Origin of the sequence: Streptomyces rhizosphaerihabitans (assembly GCF_025399795.1) — a bacterium.
GTDB lineage: Bacteria > Actinomycetota > Actinomycetes > Streptomycetales > Streptomycetaceae > Streptomyces > Streptomyces rhizosphaerihabitans.
Map to the genome: position 1 here is coordinate 59,030 of NZ_JAODTZ010000018.1, position 20,953 is coordinate 79,982.

The following is a 20,953-nucleotide window of genomic DNA, read 5'->3' on the forward strand; positions in this document are numbered from 1 at the left end:
GGTCACTTCCTTCCGAGTCGGCCGACTGCGGGGCGCAGCGGGACGTCGAGTGCGTCGTAGAGGCCTGGTTCCGCGTCCACCAGCCAGTCGATGGCGCCGACCAGGCGGCCCACCGCGGTGGCGTTTCCGCCGGCGGAGCGGTTCTCGCCCTCGTCGGTGGCCGCGACGGTGACCTCGATGCGCGGGCGGCCCTCGATGATCACGCGGTGGGCGCCGTCCCCGTCGGGCGGCACCGGCCAGTCCGGTGCGCAGGACGCGTGGATGCGGGTGACGTGCTCGATGACGATCCGGGGCTCTCCCCCGACGATCCCCTGCACCTCGAAACGCACGGCGCCCTGGGTGCCGGCCGCGAACTCGCCCATGGTGCGGGTGCGCACCGTGTCCGTGAGCGGGCGCCGCTCCATCGTCTCGCGGATGTCGTCGAGTTCGACGCCGAGAGCCCGCGCCATGAGCCGTATCTGGCCGCCCCACACCATGGTCGGGATCGACGGGGCGAGCATCAGCGGCTCGTAGTCCATCGGCTGCCCCATACCGACCAAGTACCTTACGGATTCCTCCTGTTCGTACGTGGAGTAGTCGAAGATCTCCTGGCAGCGGATGGCGTCGACCGTGGTGCCGAGACCGCTGATCAGCAGGGGCAGGACGTCATTGCCCCAGCCCGGATCGACTCCGGAGACGAACAGGGAGCCGCCGCCGTCCGCGATGGCGGCGAGCACGGGGTCCCGGAACTCCGGCGGGGCGTTGCGCTGGTCGTAGAGCGGATAGAGGGCGGGCGTGACGACCACCGCACCGGCCCGGACGGCCCTGCCGATGTCGGCGAGGGCCTCGTCGGGGCGGATGTCGCCGGTGGCCGCGTAGACCACGGCTCCGGGGCCCGCGGCCAGAACCGCGTCGATGTCGTCGCTCGCCGCGACGCCGAGACCGTGGTCGAGACCGGCGAGCTCGCCCGCGTCGCGGCCGACCTTGCCCGGGTCGTGGACCAGCACGGCCGCGAGTTTCAGCTTCGGGTGGGCCTCGACGGCGCGGATGGCCGCGCGGCCGACATTGCCGGTACCCCAGACCACCGTGGAAATCATGCGGCGGAGAGTAGCGAGACGGCCTCGAGGTTCCTATAGCCGTGACCGGGGAAAAGATTCCCGGCGCGAAACCAACGGCGAAGGTGTCCCCGGGCGCACGGCGGGACACCGTTGGTGCCGGGCACGGGTGCCGGGGCGCGGCCCATCCGATGGTGACCGGGTGCGGCTCGGCGGGTGTCACCGGGGTGAGCCCCTAAGCTCGAAGCATGGCCAAGTACTTCGACGTTCACCCGGAGAACCCGCAGCGGCGCATCATCAGCCAGGTGGCGGAGATCGTCCGCAGCGGCGGGCTGATCGTCTACCCGACGGACTCCTGTTTCGCACTCGGCTGCGCGCTCGGCAACCGGGACGGGATCGACCGCATCCGCTCGATCCGCCAGCTGGACGAGCGGCACCACTTCACTCTGATGTGTGAGGACTTCGCGCAGCTGGGGCACTTCGTACGGATCGACAACGCGGTCTTCCGCACGGTCAAGGCGGCGACTCCGGGCAGTTACACCTTCATCCTGCCGGCGACGAAGGAGGCTCCGCGCAGACTGCTGCACCCGAAGAAGAAGACCGTCGGGGTGAGGATTCCGGACCATGCCGTCGCCCAGGCGATCCTGGCCGAACTCGGCGAGCCGCTCCTGTCGAGCACCCTGCTCCTGCCGGAGGAGGACAAGCCGCTGACCCAGGGCTGGGAGATCAAGGACCGCCTCGATCACGTGGTGGACGCCGTCATCGACTCCGGCGACTGCGGCACCGAGCCGACGACCGTCATCGACTTCTCCGGCTCCGAGCCCGAGGTCGTACGCATCGGAGCGGGTGACCCCTCCCGGTTCGCGTAGGCCCCGAAACGGCGCCGCGACGTGGGTCGCCCTTGCGGGGGACCCACGTCGCGGCCGTGTGGGGGGAGTCGGGTGGTGCCGGTCAGCTGGTCGTCAGGGCGGTGTCATCCACGACGAAGCTGGTCTGGAGCGAGGAGTCCTCGACGCCGCTGAACTTGAGCGCGACGGTCGAACCGGCGAAGGAGGACAGGTCGAACGTCTTCTGCGTGTAGCCGGTGGCCTTGTTGAGGTTGGAGTAGGTCGCCAGCGTGGTCGATCCGGCCGTGACCGTCAGCTTGTCGTACGCGGAGCTGGTGGTCGTCTCGGCCGTGTCGATGTGCAGGTAGAACGTCAGCGTGGCCTTGCAGCCGCTGGGCACGGCCACCGACTGGGACAGCGTGTCGGTGTGGGTCGAGCCGTAGCCGTTCATCCACGCCTTGTACGAGCCGCCGTGGGCCGCCTCGCCGGTGTCCGTCGTGATGACCCCGCTGGACGCGGTCCAGGTCGTGTTGCCCGACTCGAAGCCCGGGTTGCCGAGCAGCTGCGCCGAGGTGCAGGTGCCACCGCCACCTGAGGTACTGACCGTCCAGGTGAAGGAAGCGGTGCCCGTCGCCCCGGTGCTGTCGGTCACGGTGACGGTCGTGCTGTACGTCCCCGCGGTGGTCGGCGTGCCGGTGATGGCGCCCGTCGAGCTGCTGATCGACAGGCCGGCCGGCAGACCGGACGCGGCGTAGGTCAGGGAGCCGGTGTTGGTGCTGCTGGCCGAGATCTGCAGGCTGACCGCCGTGCCGACGGTGGAGGCCTGGCTGCCCGGGTTGGTGACGGTCACACCGCTGGTCGGCGGGGTGACGTGGCTGCCGACGGCGATGCCGGCGAAGGCGTTCGCCACACCCGCGTACTGGGCGGAGCTGGAACCGTACAGCGCCGTAGCGGCGCTCAGCGCGGCGGTACGGGCACCCGCGTAGTTGGTGGTCGACGTCATGTACGTCGTGAGCGCCTTGTACCAGATCTGCAGGGCCGCGGCCCGGCCGATGCCCGCGACGGCCACGCCGTCGGAGGTCGAGCTGGTGTACGTGGTGCCGTTGATGACCTTGGTGCCGCTGCCCTCGGAGAGCAGGTAGAACATGTGGTTCGCGGGACCCGATGAATAGTGGACGTCGAGGTTGCCGACGCCGGAGTACCAACTGTCCGCGGAGCCGCCGTCCTTGCTCGGCTTGTCCATGTAACGCAGCGGTGTGCCGTCGCCGTTGATGTTGATCTTCTCGCCGATGAGGTAGTCGCCCACGTCGGTCGAGTTGTTGGCGTAGAACTCCACGCCGGTGCCGAAGATGTCGGAGGTCGCCTCGTTGAGACCGCCGGACTCACCGGTGTAGTTCAGACCCGCGGTGTTGGAGGTGACACCGTGGCTCATCTCGTGGCCCGCGACGTCCAGCGAGGTCAGCGCGTGGGTGCTGCTGGTGCCGTCGCCGTACGTCATGCAGAAGCAGCTGTCGTCCCAGAAGGCGTTGACGTACGCCGAGCTGTAGTGGACGCGCGAGTAGGCGGCGACGCCGTCGTTCTTGATGCCGCTGCGCCCGAAGGTGTTCTTGTAGAAGTCCCAGGTCATCTGGGCGCCGTAGGCGGCGTCCGCGCCGGCGGTCTGGGTGTTGGAGCCCGCGCCGGTGCCCCAGACGTCGTCGGAGTCGGTCATCAGGGTGCCGGTGCCGGAGGTGCCGTTGTTCAGCGAGTACGTCTTGTGACCGCCGCGGGTGGAGTCGGTCAGCTGGTACGTCGAGCCGGACAGCGTGGTGTTCAGCGTGACCGTGCCGCTGTACTGGGTGTTGCCGGTGCCGGTCTCGATGCCCTCGTACCGCGTGAGTTCCTTGCCGGTGGTGGCGTCGGTGATGACGTGCAGCTTGCTTGGCGTGCCGTCGTCCTGGAATCCGCTGATCACGGTCTCCCAGGCGAGCCTGGGTGTGCCGATGCCCGCCCAGATGACCTTGCGGGCGCTGTCGGTGGCGGGCTTCTCCGCCTTGAGCGACTTGGCCACCGTGAGCGCCTTGGCCGCGGCGGCGTCCTTGGTGAACGTCGCGGTGGTGCTCGCGACCTTGATGGTGTGCTTGTTGTTGAAGGTCGTGCTCACCGTGCCGGTGGCCTGCGAGGCAGGCGGGGTGTGGACGACGATGTCGCCGCCGAGCACCGGGAGGCCGGCGTAGGTGCGCTCGTAACGGGTGTGCAGGGTGCCGTCGTTGTCCTTGACGACGTCCTTGACGACCAGCTTCTCCTTCGAGCCGAGGCCGAGGGTGCCGGCGGTCGCCGTGGTCTGCTTCGATGCCTTCGTCAGCAGCGCCACGTGCTGGGCCGGGGTGAGCTTGGCCTCAAGTCCCCCGGTGCGCAGGGGGGTTGTGTGGGGGGCGGGCTTGGCGACTGCCGGGACCGTCTGTATACCGACGGCCAGGAACGCGGCGGTGGCCACCAGGGCTCCGGCCGCAGTCGCCTGACGGGGGAAACGTCTCACTCGTACTCCTACTGCTTCGGCCGCGGTCGGCGGCCGGTGACAGACCGGGCAGACGGGATGTGCTGTCCGGGAAGAGCTGAGCAGGGGCGTGCGGGAACGCGACCGAGGGCAGGCGTGGGGCACCTGCCCTACAGGTGGAGGAAGGATCGCATTCTTGACCCAGGCATGACATGCGCTTGCTGCCAATCGAGGGTTATCCCTACGCCCGCGTCCCGAAACCCCCGCCTCGCACCCTGCCACCCGGGTGGCAACGCCGACGATCGGCTCACGGCTGCCGCCGAACTCGCTTCCACTGGATGGGAGTTGCTCTCCGAACCGCCCTGCGCTCCACCCCGGGCGCGCACCCGAACCGCCCGACGTCACCTCCCCGAACCACGCCCCCCCAAGGCACCCGACGTCACCTCCCCGAACCACGCCCCCCGAAGCACCCGACGTCACCTCCCCGAACCATGACTTTCCCGAACTGCCCGCGGCCGCATCCCTGTTGGAGTACCGCCGGGCAACCGCCTCAGGGCCGGCCCGCTCCCGGCACCTCGACCCGCGTGGCGAGTACCTGTCCGGAGCCGGGTGTCACCATCTCGGACTCCGTCATACCGCGCCAGGTGGCGGCCACGATGAACAGCGTCCGCCTGTCGTGGCCGCCCAGCACACAGGCGAAGCCGCCGCGGTCGAGGTCGACCCGGTCCAGCACGGCACCGCCCTCGGCGACGCGCACACAGCAGCGCCCCGGTACATCGGCGTACCAGACGGCGTTGTGTGCGTCGACGCAGATGCCGTCCGGGGTTCCCTCTCCCAGGTCGGCCCAGACGCGGCGGCCCGACAGAGTGCCGTCCGCGCCGATGTCGAAGGCGACGAGGCTGTGCCGGTAGGAGTCGGCGACGATCAGCGCGGAACCGTCGGGCGTCACGGCCATCCCGTTGGGGAACGCGATGTCGTCGGCCACCTGGCGGACCACGCCGTCCGGGGTGACCAGCGAGACGGAGCCCGGCTTTGCCGCCTCTCCCGTCATCGGGTCGAAGTCGGCCCGGTTGACGTAGGTGTTTCCGCGGCCGTCGACCACGATGTCGTTCCAGCCGGGCCGGCCCAGGTCCGCGTACGTGGCCAGGGAGCCGTCGGGTTCCCGGCGGAGCAGCAGGCCCTCCGCCGAGGAGACGATCAGCATGCGGCCGTCGGGGAGGCGGTCGGTGCACAGTGGCAGCGACGCCACCCGTGCGACCACCTCACTGTGACCGGCCGCCGGATCGAGGGCGATGACCTCGCCCGCGGTCCAGTCGGAGAAGTACAGCCGGTCCCCGTGCCAGCGCGGCGACTCGACCAGCCCATGCCCTTCGAGCAGCGTCCGTACCTCGTACATCCTCATCACTGCCTTCGCTCCGTACCGGCTCAGCACCGGCTCAGCACCGGCTACGCACCGGTGTCCCACTGACTGAACGAACGGGCACCGGCCGGATCGACACCTCCCCGCCGGCTGACGGCGAAGAGGCCGGGGGCCGTGCCCCACCCGTCCGGGTTCGGGTGGCCTCGCCCCGGCTCTCGCCGGGCCGCGATGATCGTCACGTCGTTTAATGACGAAGTCGGAGGTGTCGTCTTCCAGCAGGAGCAGCGCATGTCTGCGACACAAGCCACTTCGGGGAGCGGGCGGAGCAAGCCCGGGAGACTGCAGCGGCTGGGTGAATGGTGCGCCCGCCATTTCGTGATCGTCATCGTGGCCTGGCTCGTCGCGCTCGCCGCGCTGCAGACACTGAACCGCTCGTTCGGCGGAGAGTACTCGGACAATTTCACGCTTCCCGGAGTGCAGTCCACCGAAGGCCTGGACGTTCTCAAGAAGCACGATCCGGCGGCCGGCGGTTACAGCAGCCAGGTCGTGCTGCGCGACACGCAGAAGCCCCTGACGTCGCTGAGTTCCCAGATGAGCCAGACGGTCGGCGATCTGCAGAAGCTGCCGCACGTCCTGTCCGCGCAGAATCCGCTTCCGCCGCCCGGCTCGCAGCCGCCCTCGGGGCAGTCCCAGCAGCCGAACGTCGGACCGCTGTCCACCGACGGGAAGACCGGCTACATCACCGTCCGCTTCAATGTGCAGCCCTCGACCCTCGGCGACGACTACCTCCACGGTGTGGACAGTGCCGTGCAGCCGCTCCGGGCGGCGGGCGTCGACGTCGAGTACGGCGGCCCGCTGGGAGAACTGGCCCGACCCGCGGCGAACGATCGGATCAGCGAGGCCATCGGCTTCGCGGTGGCGATCGTCGTCCTGCTCGTCGGATTCGGCAGCGTCATCGCGGCGGGTCTGCCGCTGGTGAGCGCCCTGATCAGCGTGGTGGGCGGCCTGGCCTGTCTCGGCCTGCTGGCCGCCGCTTTCACCTTCGCGACGGTGTCCCCGACGCTCGCCACCATGATCGGACTGGGCGTCGGCATCGACTACGCCCTGTTCCTGATCACCCGTCACCGGCAGAACCTCATCGACGGCGCCGATCCGGTGCGGGCGGCGGGCCGGGCCACCACCACCAGTGGGCGGGCCGTCCTCGTCTCCGGCTGCACGGTGATCATCGCGCTGGCCGGGCTGTCCGTCTCCGGTGTCTCCTTCATCAGCAAACTCGGGCTCGCGGCGGCCGTGACGGTCGTCTCGGCCGTCGCCGGTGCGCTGACCCTCGTACCCGCCCTGCTCGGGCTCGTCGGCAAGCGCATCGACCGCTATCACCTGCGCAAGCCGGTCGCGGAGACGGACGCCGAGCCCGGGACGCCCGCGCACGGCACCTGGCACCGCTACGCGCTGCGTGTGCAGCGGCATCCCTGGCGGTTCCTGTCCGGCGGCCTCTTCACGGTGCTGGTGCTGGCCATCCCGCTGTTCACCATCCAGCTCGGGCACATCGGCGACGGCGCGGACCCCACCTCGTTCACGGACCGACGGGCGTTCGACATCATGTCGGACTCCTTCGGACCCGGCTCCAACGGGCCGTTGACCGTCGTCATCGACCAGACCGACGTTCCGTCCGACAAGCGTTCCGCGCTGGCGTCGCAGGCGCAGAAGACGATCGACGGCGTGTCGGGGGCGGCCGCGGTCACGCAGCTGACGGCCACCCAGGACGGGGACGTGCTGGTGGGCACCGTCTTCTCCAAAGTGTCTCCGCAGAACCAGGACACCACCGACCTGACGAACCGTCTGGTCGACACCACACTGCCGCAGGCCGTGTCCGGCACCACCGCCAAGGGCTACGTCACCGGCACCACGGCCGCCCAGGTCGACTTCCGCAACATCGTCTCCAGCCGGCTGCCCCTCATCATCCTCGTGGTGGTCGCGCTCGCCTTCATCATCATCCTGATCGTCTTCCGCGGGCTGCTCGTCGCGTTGAAGGCGGCGGTCCTCAACGTGCTGTCCATCGCCGCTTCGTACGGTGTCGTCGTCGCCGTCTTCCAGTGGGGCTGGGGCGGGCCTGCGCTCGGTGTGTCGGGCAAGGTGCCCATCGAGAGCTATGTGCCGATGATGATGTTCGCGATCATCTTCGGGCTCAGCATGGACTACGAGATCTTCCTGCTGTCGCGGGTCCACGAGTTCTGGCTGCGCACCGGGGACGCGAAGGGCAGCGTCGCGCACGCCCTGGAGATCACCGCCCGGGTGATCACCTGCGCGGCCCTGATCATGGTGAGCGTCTTCGCGGCGTTCATCGTGAGCGACAACATCGTGGTCAAGATGCTCGGACTCGGACTCTCCGTGAGCGTCCTGATCGACGCGACGGTCGTACGGCTCCTGCTCGTGCCGGCCGTGATGACCCTGCTCGGGGAACACGCCTGGTGGACACCGCGCTGGCTGGACCGGATCCTCCCGCACATCGACCCGGAGGGCGAACCCGCCTCGGCCGTCCCGAATCCCACGGGCCCTCCGGCCACCGGGTGACACCGACGGCCACCGACAGCCACCGACAGCCACCGACAGCCACCGACGGGGGATCGCCGTACGGGCGTTCGCGCATCACTCCCCTTCGTACGACCCGCGTGACGTCGATGGCGTGCGTTCAGGGACGCGCCGCAGGTCCTACGGCATCGGGAAATGCCGGATGCCCGGACCTCCACCGCGGCGGAGAAATCCAAGTGCCCGGGGCCGCCCGGCTCCTTAGCATGGCCGGATGCCCCGACTCGAACGTCTCCGCCTCGACCACGCGCCCGCGCTGCTCGCGTTCGAGCGGGAGAACCGCGCCTACTTCGCCGCGTCGATCCCCGACCGCGGCGACGCCTACTTCGCGGAGTTCGACGCCCGCCATCGCGAGCTGCTGGCCGACCAGGATGCGGGGCTGGACTTCTTCCATCTCGTCGTGGACGGCGCCGGCGCGGTGCTGGGGCGCTTCAACCTGTTCGCCGTGGCGCAGGGTTCGGCGGAACTCGGGTACCGCGTCGCCGAGCGGGCTGCCGGGCGGGGGCTCGCCACGACCGCCGTGCGGGAGGTCTGCGCCCTGGCCGCGACCGAGTACGGCCTGAGAACCCTGCGGGCCAGAACGACCGCCGACAATGCCGGGTCGCGGACCGTCCTGGCTCGCACGGGGTTCCTCGTCACCGGCGACATCGAGTTGAACGGCCGCCCGGGCCTTCGCTTCGCGCTGGACCTCCCGGCCTCCGACGCAGCGTTCCCGACCGGGCGCCGAGCAGCCGGTCAGGGAATCGGTTCGGCGGCCGGGTTGATCGGGGACTGATAGGCGCCGCTGGCCAGCATGCGGACCTCGCCGGCCGGGCTGATCTCGGCGCGGAGAATGCCGGTGGGATCGCTGTACACCGGGTTGCCGCCCGGCCCGTGGGCAGTCGTCCGTTCGACGACCACCTCATCCGTCACCATGCGCGAATCCGGTCCGGGATGGGTGAAGGTCAGCCGGTAGCGGTCCACGGTCGTCATCTGGGCCTCCCGCGCCGAAGCGACAAATCCGGGTGAAAAGATACGTCTCCCATCATGCGGCCAGACGCCCGCGAGAGCAGCGTCGTCCGCGCCGGACCAGCGCTGTGACGGGCCCCACGAACGGGACGGCAAACGCTCACTGTGCGTGATGCCCCTCGCCACCAGGCGTCCGGCAGTGTAGACATAGCACATGGTCGGACTATTGGGTCGAACCCGGGCTCAGTCGACCCGCCGCCCCAACACAGCGCACCATCAGCGTGGGTCACACGAAGGCAAGCACAGGCACGACCCGTCCAACGGGCTTCGTTCCGCGCTCGGCGGGCGCAGTGTCGCCGGACAGGTGTTCGTCCTGCAAGTGGTGATCGTGCTGCTCCTGGTCGTCGCCGCGGCGGTCGCACTGATACTCCAGGTGCGGCACGACAGCACCCAGGAGGCCCGCAACCGCTCGCTCGCCGTCGCGGAGACCTTCGCCAACGCGCCCGGCACGCGCGCGGCGCTCAACGCTCCCCACCCCACGGCCCTGCTGCAACCCAGCGCCGAAGCCGCACGCAAGGCGTCGAAGGTGGACTTCATCGTCGTGCTGAACACCGACGCGATCCGCTACACCCACCCCAAGCCCGACCGGATCGGAAAGAAGTTCGTCGGGACCACGGCACCGGTGCTGGCCGGGCACTCCATCACCGAGCAGATCAACGGGACGCTCGGACCGCTCGTGCAGGCCACGGTCCCCATCAAGGCACCCGACGGCAAGGTCGTCGGCATGGTGTCGGCCGGCATCACCACGGCGAACGTGGGCGGCGCCGCCGACCGCCAGCTGCCGCTGCTGCTGGGCGCCGCCGGCATCGCGCTCGCCCTGGCGACCACGAGCACCGCGCTGGTGAGCCGGCGCCTGCTGCGCCAGACGCATGGCCTCGGCCCGTACGAGATGACCCGGATGTACGAGCACCACGACGCCGTTCTGCACTCCGTCCGGGAGGGAGTGATCATCGTCGGCGGTGAGGGGCAGCTGCTCCTGGCCAACGACGAGGCGACCCGCCTGCTCGACCTCCCCGCGGACGCCGAGGGACAGCACGTCCAGAAACTCGGCCTCGACGCCGGCACCGCCGAGCTGCTGGCCTCCGGGCGCGTCGCCACCGACGAGGTGCACCTGGTCGGGGACCAGCTCCTGGCCATCAACCAGCGGCCCACGGACCTGCAGGGCGGCCCGGCCGGCAGCGTCGCGACACTCCGTGACTCGACCGAACTGCGCGCGCTCTCCGGCCGGGCCGAGATCGCCCGCGAGCGGCTCAAACTCCTCTACGACGCCGGCGTGGGCATCGGTACGAGCCTGGACGTCACGCGGACGGCCGAGGAACTGGCGGAGGTCGCCGTCCCCCGGTTCGCGGACTTCGTGACCGTGGACCTGGCCGACGCCGTACTGAACGGACAGGAGCCGGACGCGGGCGCCGGTCTGCGCCGCACCGCCTCCGGCGGCATCCGCAAGGACGCCCCGCTCTATCCGGTCGGCGAGCACATCGGGTTCGTCCCCTCCACCCCCCAGGCGCACAGCCTCCGCACCGGCGAGGCCGTCGTCGAACCCGATCTCGGCGGCGCCCCGGGCTGGCTGGCCCAGGACCTCCAGCGCACCGCTCAGGTCGTCGACTACGGAATCCACTCCCTGATCACCGTCCCGCTGCGCGTCGGGCCCCTGGTCATGGGCGTGGTCAACTTCTGGCGCTCCGAGAAGCCCGAACCCTTCGACGTGGAGGATCTGGCCCTGGCCGAGGAGCTGGTCGCCCGTGCGGCGGTCTCCATCGACAACGCGCGCCGCTACACCCGCGAGCACACGATGGCCGTGACGCTGCAGCGCAGCCTGCTGCCGCGCACACTGCCCGACCAGAGCGCCCTCGACCTCGCCTACCGCTATCTGCCGGCCCAGGCGGGGGTCGGCGGCGACTGGTTCGACGTACTGCCGCTGCCCGGCGCCCGGGTGGCCGTCGTCGTGGGCGATGTCGTCGGCCACGGGCTGCTGGCCGCCGCGACGATGGGGCGGCTGCGCACTGCGGTGCACAATTTCTCCGCGCTCGATCTGCCGCCCGACGAACTGCTCGGACTCCTGGACGAGCTGGTCGGCCGTATCGACCAGGACGAGACGACGGAGGACGGCAGGGCCGCCGTCACGGGCGCCACCTGCGTGTACGCCGTCTACGACCCGACGACCCGGCGCTGCACCGTCGCCCGGGCCGGGCACCCGCCGCCGGCCGTGATCCGTCCGGACGGAAGCGTCGAGTTCCCCGATGTTCCGGCCGGCCCGCCGCTCGGCCTGGGCGGTCTGCCGTTCGAGACGGCCGAGCTGGAACTGGCGGAGGGCAGCCGGCTGGTGCTCTACACGGACGGCCTGGTCGAGGACCGGGAACGGGACATCGACGTCGGGCTCGAACTGCTGCGCACGGCGCTGGCCGGAGCCGACCGCTCGCCGGAGGAAACCTGCCAGGCCGTCCTGGACGCCCTCCTGCCGGCCCGGCCGAGCGATGACATCGCGCTGATCGTGGCCCGTACCCACGCTCTGGGTGCCGACCGGATCGCCTCGTGGGAGGTGCCGTCCGAACCGGCCGCCGTCGGCGAGGTGCGTGCCTCGGTCAGCCGGCAGCTGGCGCGGTGGGGGCTCGACGAGATGGCGTTCACCACCGAGCTGATCCTCAGCGAGCTGGTGACGAACGCCATCCGCTACGGGAACGGGCCGATCGGCGTCCGCGTGCTGCTGGACCGCACGCTGATCTGCGAGGTCTTCGACGGCAGCAGCACCTCACCGCATCTGCGGTACGCGGCGACGACGGACGAGGGCGGGCGCGGCCTGTTCCTGGTCGCACAGCTCACCGACCGCTGGGGCACCCGCTACACACCCGAGGGCAAGGTCATCTGGGCGGAACAACCGCTGCCCTGAGCCGACCGCTCAGGGCGCCTCCCGGAAAACTCGGGGATCGACTCGACCGGGCGCACGCCCGCCACCCGCCTGGAAGCCACCGGGCTCGTCTCCCGCGGCCAGGAGTCGGCGGTCAGGAGTCAGCAGGGGTGAGCGGGCCGGGTGCAGCCGGGATCGGACGATCCCTCACGGGCGTCCGGCTTCCCCGTCGGTGCCGCGCGCCGACGCGCCCGCCGCGTCGCCGGATCCGTCAGCGGGTGTGAAGGAAGCGGCGCCTCCCTGGAGCCGCTCCAGGTCGGAGGGGCGTACCTGGATGACGATCAGGGCGACCAGCGCGGCGAAGACGGCGAAGACGGCGGCCGCGACGAACGCCCCCGAGATGCCGGACGTCAGCACCTGCTGGCTCCAGGGCGCCGGCAGCTGTCCCGTTCTGCGGAACTGCAGACGTTGCGCCGGGGTCGCTGTCGACAGGAAGTCCGCGACCTGGCTCGTGGCCTCGTTGCGGCTCGCGGTGCCGAAGACCGTGACCAGCACGGAGAGGCCGAGGGAGCCGCCGACCTGCTGGGTGGCGTTGAGGATGCCGGAGGCGGCACCCGTCTCCTTGGGCTGGACTCCGGACACCGCCATCAGCGTCAGCGACACGAACTGCAGGCCCATGCCGAATCCGAAGACCAGGGTGGGTCCGAGGATACTGCCGAGATACGTGCTGTCGACGTCGGTCAGCGTCAGCCAGCCGAGACCCAGGGCGCACAGGACCGCGCCCACGGCCATGAAGGGTTTGGGACCCCACCTGGGCAGCAGGTTCGAGGCGAATCCCGCGCCGACCGCGATGATCGCGCTCACCGGCAGGAAGGCGAAGCCGGCCTGCAGCGGGCTGAACCCGAGGATGTTCTGCACGAACAGGGTCAGGAAGAAGAACATCCCGAAGATGGCGGCGGACAGGCTCAGCATCATCGTGTAGACGCCCGCGCGGTTGCGGTCGCGGAACATCCACAGCGGCGTGATGGGCTGTCTCGACCGCCTTTCGGTGGCGATGAACGCGATGAGGAAAACCAGCGCCGCCCCGAAGGCCGCGAGGGTGACGGGGTTGCTCCAGCCCTTCTCCGAGGCCCGGATGAAGCCGTAGACCATCAGCACCATGCCCAGCGTGGAGGTGATGGCGCCCAGGAAGTCGAACTGGCCCGGGTGGCGCTCGGACTCCTTGATGTAGCGGGGGGTGGCGAGCACGATCAGCAGGCCGATGGGGATGTTCACGAAGAAGACCCAGCGCCAGTCGAGCCACTCGACGAGGATGCCGCCCGCGAGCAGCCCGATCGCACTGCCGCCCGCGGAGACGGCGGCGAACACGCCGAACGCCCTGTTGCGCTCGGGCCCTTCACGGAAGGTGGTGGTGATCAACGCCAGGGCGGTGGGCGACGCGATGGCCCCGCCGACGCCCTGCAGCGAGCGTGCGGCGAGCAACTGCCAGGATTCCTGGGAGAGTCCGCCGAGCAGCGACGCGAAGGCGAAGAGCAGCACGCCGAATATGAAGACCCGGCGTCTGCCGAGGATGTCACCGGAGCGTCCGCCGAGCAGCAGCAGACCACCGAAGGTCAGCGTGTAGGCGTTGATCACCCAGGAGAGGTTCTCGGTCGAGAAGCCGAGCGAGGTCTGGATGTGCGGCAGCGCGATGTTCACGATGGTGATGTCGAGGACCACCATCAGCTGACACGAGGCGAGGATGAAGAGCGCCATACCGCTGCCTCGTCCCCGCTGCGGGGACTCGGCAGACTCGGAGGATGTCACGTGATCGGCCGTCATGGGGGATGGCCCTGCATCTCGGGTCGGCGGTGAACGTGGATGTTCACTCCATCGACGTTAAGCCTGACCGCCCGGCCTCACCAATCGATCAACGGGCCCGGCCCGGGTCGCAGGCTCACCTGGCCAGCCGCCCCAGAAGTGACGACGCGGACAGGATGCCGAGGGCCGCGGCCACGACCAGGACGTCGTAGTCGAGGGCCAGGTGCGAGGGTGTGCCGAGCAGCAGTCCGCGCAGGGCGTCGACCTGGTAGCTGAGCGGGTTGACCCTGCTGACGGCCTGGAGCCAGCCGGGCATGACGGCCACCGGGTAGAGGGCGTTGGAGCCGAAGAACAGCGGCATGGTGATGGCTGGGTCAATCCCGGTCCACAAGCTATATCGACCTCAATGACGCCCTGGCTGGCATCCAGTCGCTGACCTGCCCAGATCTCCCGCCGATGAGCTTCCACGCAGCCTCGCGATGCCACCAGCAGTGTCTTTCGGAGGCCAAAAAACCCCAACGGGTACTGCGGGCTCGGAGGGCGACAGCCAAGCCATCTGTTCGAGACTACTGAGCTTGAAAGCGTGATGCCGTTGCAAGGAGGCGGCCCGGTCGGTCCGGGGCCGCCTCCTTGCGTGCTGCGCTGCGGCCGGTCGTTGTCGGGTTGGCCTAGGCGTCGAGGGACTTCGCGGCCTCACGGATCACATTGAGGACGAAGTCAGGATGCGAGAGCATGGGAACGTGGCTGCTGTCCACGGGACGGATATTGGCGCCCATGCGCTCGGCGGCGGATCGCTCCAGGTCGGGGTGCACGGTGTGGTCGTTGTTGGCGACGATGAACCAGCTTGGCTTCGTCCGCCAGGCGGTGCCGGGAACCTGTTGGTTGAACAGGTCCGCCACTGGCACAGCGCCCGTCGCCAGGACGAGCTTCTGCTCCGCTTCCGGGAGGTCGCCGCAGAAGTGCGGGACGCCCGAGGGCTTGAGCCACACGCGGCCGTCAGCGACGTCCACGTGCTCGAAGATGGGCGTGCGGGGGAATTTGTCCTGCTGTTCCTGCGACGTCTCGTCCTCGTCCGGGGCGAGCGCGGCGATGTACACCAGAGCGCCGACGCGGTCGTGGGTGCCCGCTTTGGTGATCAGGGTCCCACCGTAGGAGTGACCGACCAGCACGATCGGGCCGGGGACGTGGTTGAGCGTGAAGTTGACGCACGCGACGTCGCTTTCGAGCGAGTCGAGGCCGTGCTGCGAGGCGAACACCTCGTGCCCTTCAGCCTGGAGCGTGGGGATGAGCTTGTTGAAGCACGACCCATCCGCCCAGAGCCCGTGGGCGAAGACAATGCTGGGCTTGCCCGCCATGACGTTTCCTCCTACAGGGAGATCAAATATTAGACATTGCACCACTTTGCACGTTTAGTGCCCTATTTGTAGTGATGGCCAGGCGTGTCGCCCCATCCCAATCGTTGGGCCTACGAGGTTGAACGTGTTGTCGTGGTGGTCGCCCTGAATCGTGTGGGCCAGGTGGAAACGCCGCCCGATCACCGTCTTCACGCGGCTAAGGGTCCAGCGTTGGTCCCCCCAACCGTGCGGTGGCCGGCCCCTTGGACAACTCCGCCTCCACTTGAGCGAACTGCTTGTCGCTCAGCCTCGGCAGCGACGCCGGCCCCTGCGACCGCAGAGCCGACGGACCGCCCTCCTCCCACGCCTGCCGCCACCGCTGCAAGGACCTGACGCTGACGCGCAGGTCCTTGGCGATCACCGCACTCGCCTCACCCCGGGCGAACCGCTTGGCCGCCTGAAGCCGCAACTCCTCACCGAACTGCTGCCGTTCGGCGGCAAGCCCGCCTACCTGGTGATGCCGCACGGACGACAAGCCGTCAGCACCTACGACTCCACGAGTTCAACCTCAGTAACCAGGGAGCCTCCTGCCCGACCGGTGCAGCTCCGGATGTCCTGTGACACCGAACCTTGATCATTGCCACCCAAGGTTGATCACTGGCCGTTTCGTGACAGTGAAGGTTGACCGCCCAGCTCACACTTGGTGCGAGGTGCCGTGGGCGTTCCGCGCATGATTGCCGCCGTGGAGAACGCGGTCGAGAAGATCAAGGTGCGGTTCCGGTTCGTCCCGCGCGAGGGCTGGTTCCCGCAGGACACGGAGGGTCTGTGGGCGACAAGGCTCAGTGCCGACACTGCCAGAGTTCAGAACGTTCCGTTCCTTCAGGACGGCGTGGCCGAGGGTTATGTCCCGTGGCGTGATGTAGGGGATCAAGCGCTACGTGTTCCGGTACGAGCCCCCTGACGATCTCCGCGGAGACGACGACCCACGCAGTGCCCCGGTAGGGCGAGTTGGGCACCTGATCGAGCCGGGCCGCTCTCCCTGGCCTGCGGATTCCGGCGTCTTGATCCCTTACACCACGTGGCGGGACACCATCTGGCCGAGGGCGACGTCGTACGGTTCCAGACCCACTCCGACGGGCTGCACTGGGCTGTCGGGAGGGTCAGTTCCGCCGATATTTGCACGATTCGCGTTGTGCCCATTCCTTCCGGCCCCCTGGGGCGCAGCCCTCAGGCAGTGCATCAGCGCCTTTGGCGTTCCGTCTCAGCGGTGAAGCCTTCAGCGAGGACTTCCCCATGGTGGCCCTCACCGCACGGGCTGGCGCGGATTTCGCAGGTATCAAGGCACTCCTGAATCAAGGGCAAGACGAGGGCTGGTGGCACTACGAAGTCGGTTGCGGCACCGACGAGTGGTGGAACGCCTGACTCCTACAGGCACGGAAGCCCTCATGATCAACCTTCGATGGCGCGCGCTCAACCTTCGCTGTCACGGGACACCGACTGTCCCCCGAGATCGGCACATCCAGTGCGCCGGCGCCACTCCCCCACCGCGTGTGAGGTTCCCCCGGCGTGCGGGAGGTGCTGATCAGCTGGTCAGGGCGGGTTGACGGGGTTTCAGGTTCGTTCGTTCGGCCGTTGCCTGGTCGGCGTAGTGCTTCTCCTCGAACTCGACCGGGCTGAGGTAGCCGAGCCGCTTCTGGATGCGCCGGGAGTTATAGAAGCCGTCGATGTACTCGAACAGCGCGAGATTCGCCTCGGCCCGGGTGGCGAAGACGTGGCCGCGGATGCACTCCGTCTTGATGATCATCCACAGGTTCTCCGCGAGAGCGTTGTCGTAACTGTCCCCGACCGAGCCCATCGATGCTTCAACTCCCACTCGCAGCAGTCGAGTTGTCAGCTTCACGGATGTGTATTGACAGCCGTGATCCGCATGGTGGATCAGCTTGCCCGGTTCGACTTCCCGGCTCGCGAGCGCGTACTCGAGGGTGGTCAGGACCAGGTCGGCGTCCGCGCGGGCGGAGGTCTCCCAGGCGACCACCCGGCGGGAGAACGCGTCCCGGATCGCCGAGAGCCACAAGGGCCCCTCACCGGTGGTGATCATGGTGAGGTCGGTGACCCACAGCCGGTTCGGCGCCGGTGCGGTGAAGTCCCGCTCGACCAGGTCCGGGGCGAGTATGGCCCTGGGATCGCGGCGCGTGAAGCCGTCCCGGCGCGGGCTGATCCCCGCGATCTCGGCCTCGCGCATCAACCGCTCGACCCGCTTGCGCCCCACGTGGACGCCCTCGCGCTTGAGCACGGCGTGCACCCGCGGTGAGCCGTAGATCCCGCCCGAGTCGGCGTGGATCTCCTTGATCTGCTCGGTGAGTTCCACGTCCCGGCGCCGGCGTTCGCACGGCTCGCGCTCGGCACGACGCCAGCGGTAGTACGTCGAGGAGGCGATGGAAAGTTCCCGGAGTACGCACTCGACCCCCAGGTGCGGGTGCTCGTCAACGAGCGCCGTCACCTGGGCCGGGTCGGGTCGAGCTGCGCCGCGAAAAACGCCGAAGCCGTCCGCAGGACCTCGTTCGCCCGCTTGAGCTGGACGTTCTCCTTGCGCAGCGCGGCGAGCTCCGCTCGCTCGTCGGTGGTCAGCCGGTCGTCGCGCTCGCCGGCGTCCGCCTCGGCCTGACGGATCCAGCCGCGCAGGGCCTCCGGATGCACTCCGAGATCGACCGCGAGCTTCTTGATCTGCGGCTTGGGGTCGGAGGTGCGATACATCCGTACCGCACGCTCACGCAACTCCAGCGAATACTTCCTGGGAGCAGCCATGGTCGATGTTCCTCTCATGAGTCCCATCTGACCCTCTGTCAACGCACTCCGCATCTCGGGGAACCTCAGTGCGAGCGGGAGCGCATGACGTGGGTCAACGTCGGTTCACAAGGTATTTGCTGTCGCCCCCAGCTGGGTGGGGCGGGTGGCGGCCGTCTGGATCACGAAGTCCCCTTCGTCATCACTGAGTAGGCGTGGACGGCCTCCCGCCCAGCGAGGGTCCGGGCATTCGAGCCCGATCTCATTGAACTTGTGGATCACGTCCCGGACGTTGTCCTCGTCCGCTTGGACCAGCCGGGCGATCACTGGGCATTCGTCTGGGATGGAACGTGCATGATGTCGCCCAGGTCCTGGCATCTGCGGCGCCACCATGGCCAGGCACGTGGAGCATGAGGGTTGGGCAGGGTGCGTGCCAGGAAGTCGGCGTCGGCATCTTTGACGATCGACGCGATTTCCCGGGCTGCTCGTCTGTCGAGAGCGCCGATGGCTCGTTCTATCAGGAGTCGGTCATCCCAGATGTCGTAGCCGGGCAGGTGCGGCTCGGGCAGGTAGAGAGGCCATCCTGGACGGCGTACGAACGCTTGCCAGCAGTGGACGGCGTCTTCGAGCTGCCGGATGGATAGGCCGCGTTCGGCTTCGAAGCGGGCCGCCTGACGAAGTGTGTGAGGTGAGAGCCGTGAAGGCTGGCGCCGGTAGCCCCGAAGATGGGACCGGCAGAGGGCGTCCAGACGTAGAGCAGCCGCCGTCTTGCGGGGCATGACTCTTCTTTCACAAGTAGTGATCTCGGTGAGGAACTCTACTGTGGGAGCTTGCGGCAGGTCAGGTCCTGAGCCAGATGAGAAGTACCACTGCGGTCACAATGAGGTGACCCCGCTCGCCGGACAGCGCGAGGACGTGCAGGCCGTGGCGGCGATGCTTGCCGGAGCAGTTCGGCCGACTCGCCTTCCCGGTGCGGCGCCGGGCGGGGACGAGGGTGCCGTCGGCCAGGACGACCTCACCGCCCCGCCGGGCGACCTTTTTCAGGGTGCGGTCCAGGCAAGGAACAGGCAGGCACTGGTGGACCAGGGACACGGTGTCCCCGGCGTGCTCCTTGGTGCGGACTCAGCCACCCCCGACCCACGGTCCGGGACCAGCCGCACCGCCCGACCTGCCACCTGGACCACCGCGCCCACCGGCCCAGCTGGCTCACCTGGCGACGCCGCCTCGAGGCACGATCACGAGCCAGGGATTAGTGGTGACAAGCCACATCCCAAACGTGAAGATCACGATTTACGGCGGGGGCATCAGGCTGCGTTCATAGGTGAACTGAAGCTCTGTCAGCCGCAATCCGGTCGACCGCGGACCGTTCTGCCCGGCTGTCCGCCGCGCCGACACCGCGGCCAGGCAGGGCGGACGGGGTCAGCCTGCAGCAATCGAAAGAGGGGAGCAATACGGGACGCCGGCTTACGGTAACGACGATTTGCCCGGCATGACCACATCCAATAGCATTGTTCTTGCATGAATCATGCGACTGCCGGACAAGCAAAGTCGGGAGAGGTCGCAATGTCTGCCATTCAACCGGCTTTGGTTCACGCGCTAAATAGCCCCGTGACTACGCCGGGTTTCGCACACAAGGCAGCAACGGCGGACACCGGTTTCATCTGCGCCATTTCCTGGTTCGCCATCGTGGTCTCTGCGGTTGCCCTCAGCGCCAAGATCACGCCGAACGTCCTCAAGCGCAGCGATCATGGAATCGTCCGTAGCGCACTGGCGCTGATTCTCGTCGCCAGCCTGGCGCTACTTGCCGCTGTCGCTCACTTCGACGACAAGAATTCCCAGCGGCAGACTCTGCCGCTGGGCGCGGTTGCGGCTCCGGTCTCCGCCGTAGTGGCCTTCCTCTCCTCACGCAGTGCAAAATCCGCCCGGAAGAACCTGCTGTCCGCGATGAATATCGGCCCCCAGGTCCCCGTACCCGACTTTGCGGGAACGACCGTCGCCGTAGCGAAATCCCAAATGAGCGCACTCAGTAATTCTCTGACGCTCCCTCTGGGGTTCCGGAACCGTTGCCGGGAGCGAGACCACAACCGACACCGGGAGCTGCACAACAACCTAGGAAAACGCCTGACGGAATCACTCGGCAGGCTCGGTTCAACAGCGGAACGGAGGCGCTCCCCATGACTCGGATCATGTACGACGCGGTCACGCCGTCGAATATCCCGGCCACTGCCACGATGGTCGCCGGCTACACGGACGGCCGGTACGCCAACATGTCGCAGCTCAAAGCTCGATTCCCGCACGCCACCGTCGTGTCGATCGCGGTGCACCACACCACCGCGGCGCAGGTACTGGACGTTGAGCGGGGCGACGCGACCCCGCCGGAGGCGGTTCTGTGGTGTACGCACACCATGGCCAGTACGTCGAACAAAGAGCTGACGGTCTACTGCAACAGTTCCACCTGGCCCCAGGTACGCGCCGCGTTCCGGGCCGCCCGGGTGACCGAACCGAACTACTGGATCGCACAGTACGACAACAAGCCACACATCCCGGACTCCGCAGTGGCCAAGCAGTACGCCAGCAACAAAGGTTTCGACACGTCGGCCGTCGTCGGCCACTGGCCCGGCGTCGATTCAGCCTGACCCACAACTCTTCTTGGTCTCCATCACGGCTTCTCGACTGCATGACTCCGGAGAAGTCCGACCAGATCCGAAACCGCATGAAACTGGGCACCCGCGGCGGCCGTCCGCCGAAGTTCGACAAGGACGAGTACCGCGAGCGCCACGCGGTCGAGCGCGGGATCAACCACCTCAAGCGCCACAGAGCGGTGGCCACGAGGTATGACAAGCTCCCCGTCCGCTACGAGGCCACCGTCACCATCGCGATCACCAATGAGTGGCTGTGA

Annotated in this window: 17 protein-coding genes and 5 pseudogenes; 9 read left to right on the plus strand and 13 right to left on the minus strand. The window is 68.5% G+C overall.

Going from position 1 to position 20,953, the window contains the following annotated elements:
• Window positions 1-2: 2 nt before the first annotated feature.
• The gene (locus tag N4G66_RS19655; RefSeq protein WP_261705439.1) at window positions 3-1,076 is read right to left on the minus strand and encodes an NAD(P)H-dependent amine dehydrogenase family protein; all 1,074 of its coding nucleotides are present in this window, start codon (window positions 1,074-1,076) and stop codon (window positions 3-5) included.
• A gap of 206 nt (window positions 1,077-1,282) precedes the next feature.
• Here N4G66_RS19655 and N4G66_RS19660 point away from each other — a divergent pair, with 206 nt between their 5' ends.
• The gene (locus N4G66_RS19660; RefSeq protein WP_261705440.1) at window positions 1,283-1,903 is read left to right on the plus strand and encodes an L-threonylcarbamoyladenylate synthase; all 621 of its coding nucleotides are present in this window, start codon (window positions 1,283-1,285) and stop codon (window positions 1,901-1,903) included.
• Between the two features lie 82 nt (window positions 1,904-1,985).
• Here the strand turns inward: N4G66_RS19660 and N4G66_RS19665 are convergent, their stop codons facing one another.
• Both N4G66_RS19665 and N4G66_RS19670 read right to left on the minus strand, forming a co-directional pair.
• On the minus strand, window positions 1,986-4,379 hold the full coding sequence (locus N4G66_RS19665; protein ID WP_261705441.1) for a M4 family metallopeptidase: 2,394 nt from the start codon (window positions 4,377-4,379) through the stop codon (window positions 1,986-1,988).
• Between the two features lie 508 nt (window positions 4,380-4,887).
• Window positions 4,888-5,739: an SMP-30/gluconolactonase/LRE family protein gene (locus N4G66_RS19670; RefSeq protein ID WP_261705442.1), complete on the minus strand. Its 852-nt coding sequence runs from the start codon at window positions 5,737-5,739 to the stop codon at window positions 4,888-4,890.
• Between the two features lie 246 nt (window positions 5,740-5,985).
• Here N4G66_RS19670 and N4G66_RS19675 point away from each other — a divergent pair, with 246 nt between their 5' ends.
• Together N4G66_RS19675 and N4G66_RS19680 are read left to right on the plus strand one after the other, a co-directional pair.
• On the plus strand, window positions 5,986-8,268 hold the full coding sequence (locus tag N4G66_RS19675) for an MMPL family transporter (RefSeq protein WP_261705443.1): 2,283 nt from the start codon (window positions 5,986-5,988) through the stop codon (window positions 8,266-8,268).
• Between the two features lie 229 nt (window positions 8,269-8,497).
• Window positions 8,498-9,058, plus strand: a complete 561-nt coding sequence (locus tag N4G66_RS19680; RefSeq protein WP_261705444.1) for a GNAT family N-acetyltransferase — start codon at window positions 8,498-8,500, stop codon at window positions 9,056-9,058.
• Here N4G66_RS19680 and N4G66_RS19685 read toward each other — a convergent pair.
• On the minus strand, window positions 9,019-9,255 hold the full coding sequence (locus N4G66_RS19685) for a DUF6296 family protein (RefSeq protein WP_315903661.1): 237 nt from the start codon (window positions 9,253-9,255) through the stop codon (window positions 9,019-9,021). The genes N4G66_RS19680 and N4G66_RS19685 overlap by 40 nt on opposite strands.
• A gap of 190 nt (window positions 9,256-9,445) precedes the next feature.
• Between N4G66_RS19685 and N4G66_RS19690 the strand changes: the two genes are divergently transcribed.
• The gene (locus N4G66_RS19690; protein ID WP_261705445.1) at window positions 9,446-12,178 is read left to right on the plus strand and encodes a SpoIIE family protein phosphatase/ATP-binding protein; all 2,733 of its coding nucleotides are present in this window, start codon (window positions 9,446-9,448) and stop codon (window positions 12,176-12,178) included.
• Between the two features lie 165 nt (window positions 12,179-12,343).
• Here N4G66_RS19690 and N4G66_RS19695 read toward each other — a convergent pair whose 3' ends face one another.
• From N4G66_RS19695 to N4G66_RS19710, 4 genes and pseudogenes are all read right to left on the minus strand, one after another.
• Window positions 12,344-13,957 (minus strand): MFS transporter, encoded by a 1,614-nt coding sequence (locus tag N4G66_RS19695; protein WP_261705446.1) that lies wholly within the window; start codon window positions 13,955-13,957, stop codon window positions 12,344-12,346.
• A 115-nt stretch (window positions 13,958-14,072) separates the two neighbouring features.
• Window positions 14,073-14,318: pseudogene (locus N4G66_RS19700) on the minus strand (ABC transporter permease); the annotation flags it as partial.
• Between the two features lie 286 nt (window positions 14,319-14,604).
• A complete protein-coding gene (locus tag N4G66_RS19705) occupies window positions 14,605-15,291 on the minus strand; it encodes an alpha/beta hydrolase (RefSeq protein ID WP_261705447.1) in 687 nt (228 codons plus the stop codon).
• 141 nt (window positions 15,292-15,432) lie between these two features.
• Window positions 15,433-15,796 (minus strand): annotated as a pseudogene (locus N4G66_RS19710) (helix-turn-helix domain-containing protein); the annotation flags it as partial.
• 204 nt (window positions 15,797-16,000) lie between these two features.
• On the opposite strand from N4G66_RS19710, the pseudogene N4G66_RS19715 reads away from it, so the two are divergent.
• Window positions 16,001-16,162, plus strand: a pseudogene (locus N4G66_RS19715) (DUF4265 domain-containing protein); the annotation flags it as partial.
• Between the two features lie 201 nt (window positions 16,163-16,363).
• Window positions 16,364-16,692: pseudogene (locus N4G66_RS19720) on the plus strand (DUF4265 domain-containing protein); the annotation flags it as partial.
• A 160-nt stretch (window positions 16,693-16,852) separates the two neighbouring features.
• Here the strand turns inward: N4G66_RS19720 and N4G66_RS19730 are convergent.
• The 5 genes and pseudogenes from N4G66_RS19730 to N4G66_RS19750 all read right to left on the minus strand — a co-directional run bounded on the left by N4G66_RS19730 (window position 16,853) and on the right by N4G66_RS19750 (window position 19,146).
• A complete protein-coding gene (locus N4G66_RS19730; RefSeq protein WP_261705449.1) occupies window positions 16,853-17,770 on the minus strand; it encodes an IS3 family transposase in 918 nt (305 codons plus the stop codon).
• Window positions 17,767-18,075: a transposase gene (locus N4G66_RS19735; protein WP_179436216.1), complete on the minus strand. Its 309-nt coding sequence runs from the start codon at window positions 18,073-18,075 to the stop codon at window positions 17,767-17,769. The genes N4G66_RS19730 and N4G66_RS19735 overlap by 4 nt, the downstream gene beginning before the upstream one ends.
• A gap of 126 nt (window positions 18,076-18,201) precedes the next feature.
• Window positions 18,202-18,384 (minus strand): annotated as a pseudogene (locus N4G66_RS19740) (helix-turn-helix domain-containing protein); the annotation flags it as partial.
• A complete protein-coding gene (locus tag N4G66_RS19745) occupies window positions 18,378-18,833 on the minus strand; it encodes a hypothetical protein (protein WP_261705532.1) in 456 nt (151 codons plus the stop codon). The gene N4G66_RS19745 and the pseudogene N4G66_RS19740, both read right to left, overlap by 7 nt.
• Window positions 18,834-18,894: 61 nt before the next feature.
• Window positions 18,895-19,146 carry a hypothetical protein gene (locus N4G66_RS19750; protein WP_261705450.1) on the minus strand — a complete coding sequence of 84 codons (252 nt, stop codon included), beginning with the start codon at window positions 19,144-19,146 and terminating at the stop codon, window positions 18,895-18,897.
• A 426-nt stretch (window positions 19,147-19,572) separates the two neighbouring features.
• Between N4G66_RS19750 and N4G66_RS19755 the strand changes: the two genes are divergently transcribed.
• The 3 genes from N4G66_RS19755 to N4G66_RS19765 are packed head-to-tail and all read left to right on the plus strand — an operon-like array spanning window position 19,573 to window position 20,953.
• The gene (locus tag N4G66_RS19755; RefSeq protein WP_261705451.1) at window positions 19,573-20,232 is read left to right on the plus strand and encodes a hypothetical protein; all 660 of its coding nucleotides are present in this window, start codon (window positions 19,573-19,575) and stop codon (window positions 20,230-20,232) included.
• Window positions 20,229-20,690 carry a hypothetical protein gene (locus tag N4G66_RS19760; RefSeq protein ID WP_261705452.1) on the plus strand — a complete coding sequence of 154 codons (462 nt, stop codon included), beginning with the start codon at window positions 20,229-20,231 and terminating at the stop codon, window positions 20,688-20,690. The genes N4G66_RS19755 and N4G66_RS19760 overlap by 4 nt, the downstream gene beginning before the upstream one ends.
• A gap of 41 nt (window positions 20,691-20,731) precedes the next feature.
• Window positions 20,732-20,953, plus strand: coding sequence for a hypothetical protein (locus N4G66_RS19765; protein WP_391858837.1), 222 nt, complete (start codon window positions 20,732-20,734; stop codon window positions 20,951-20,953).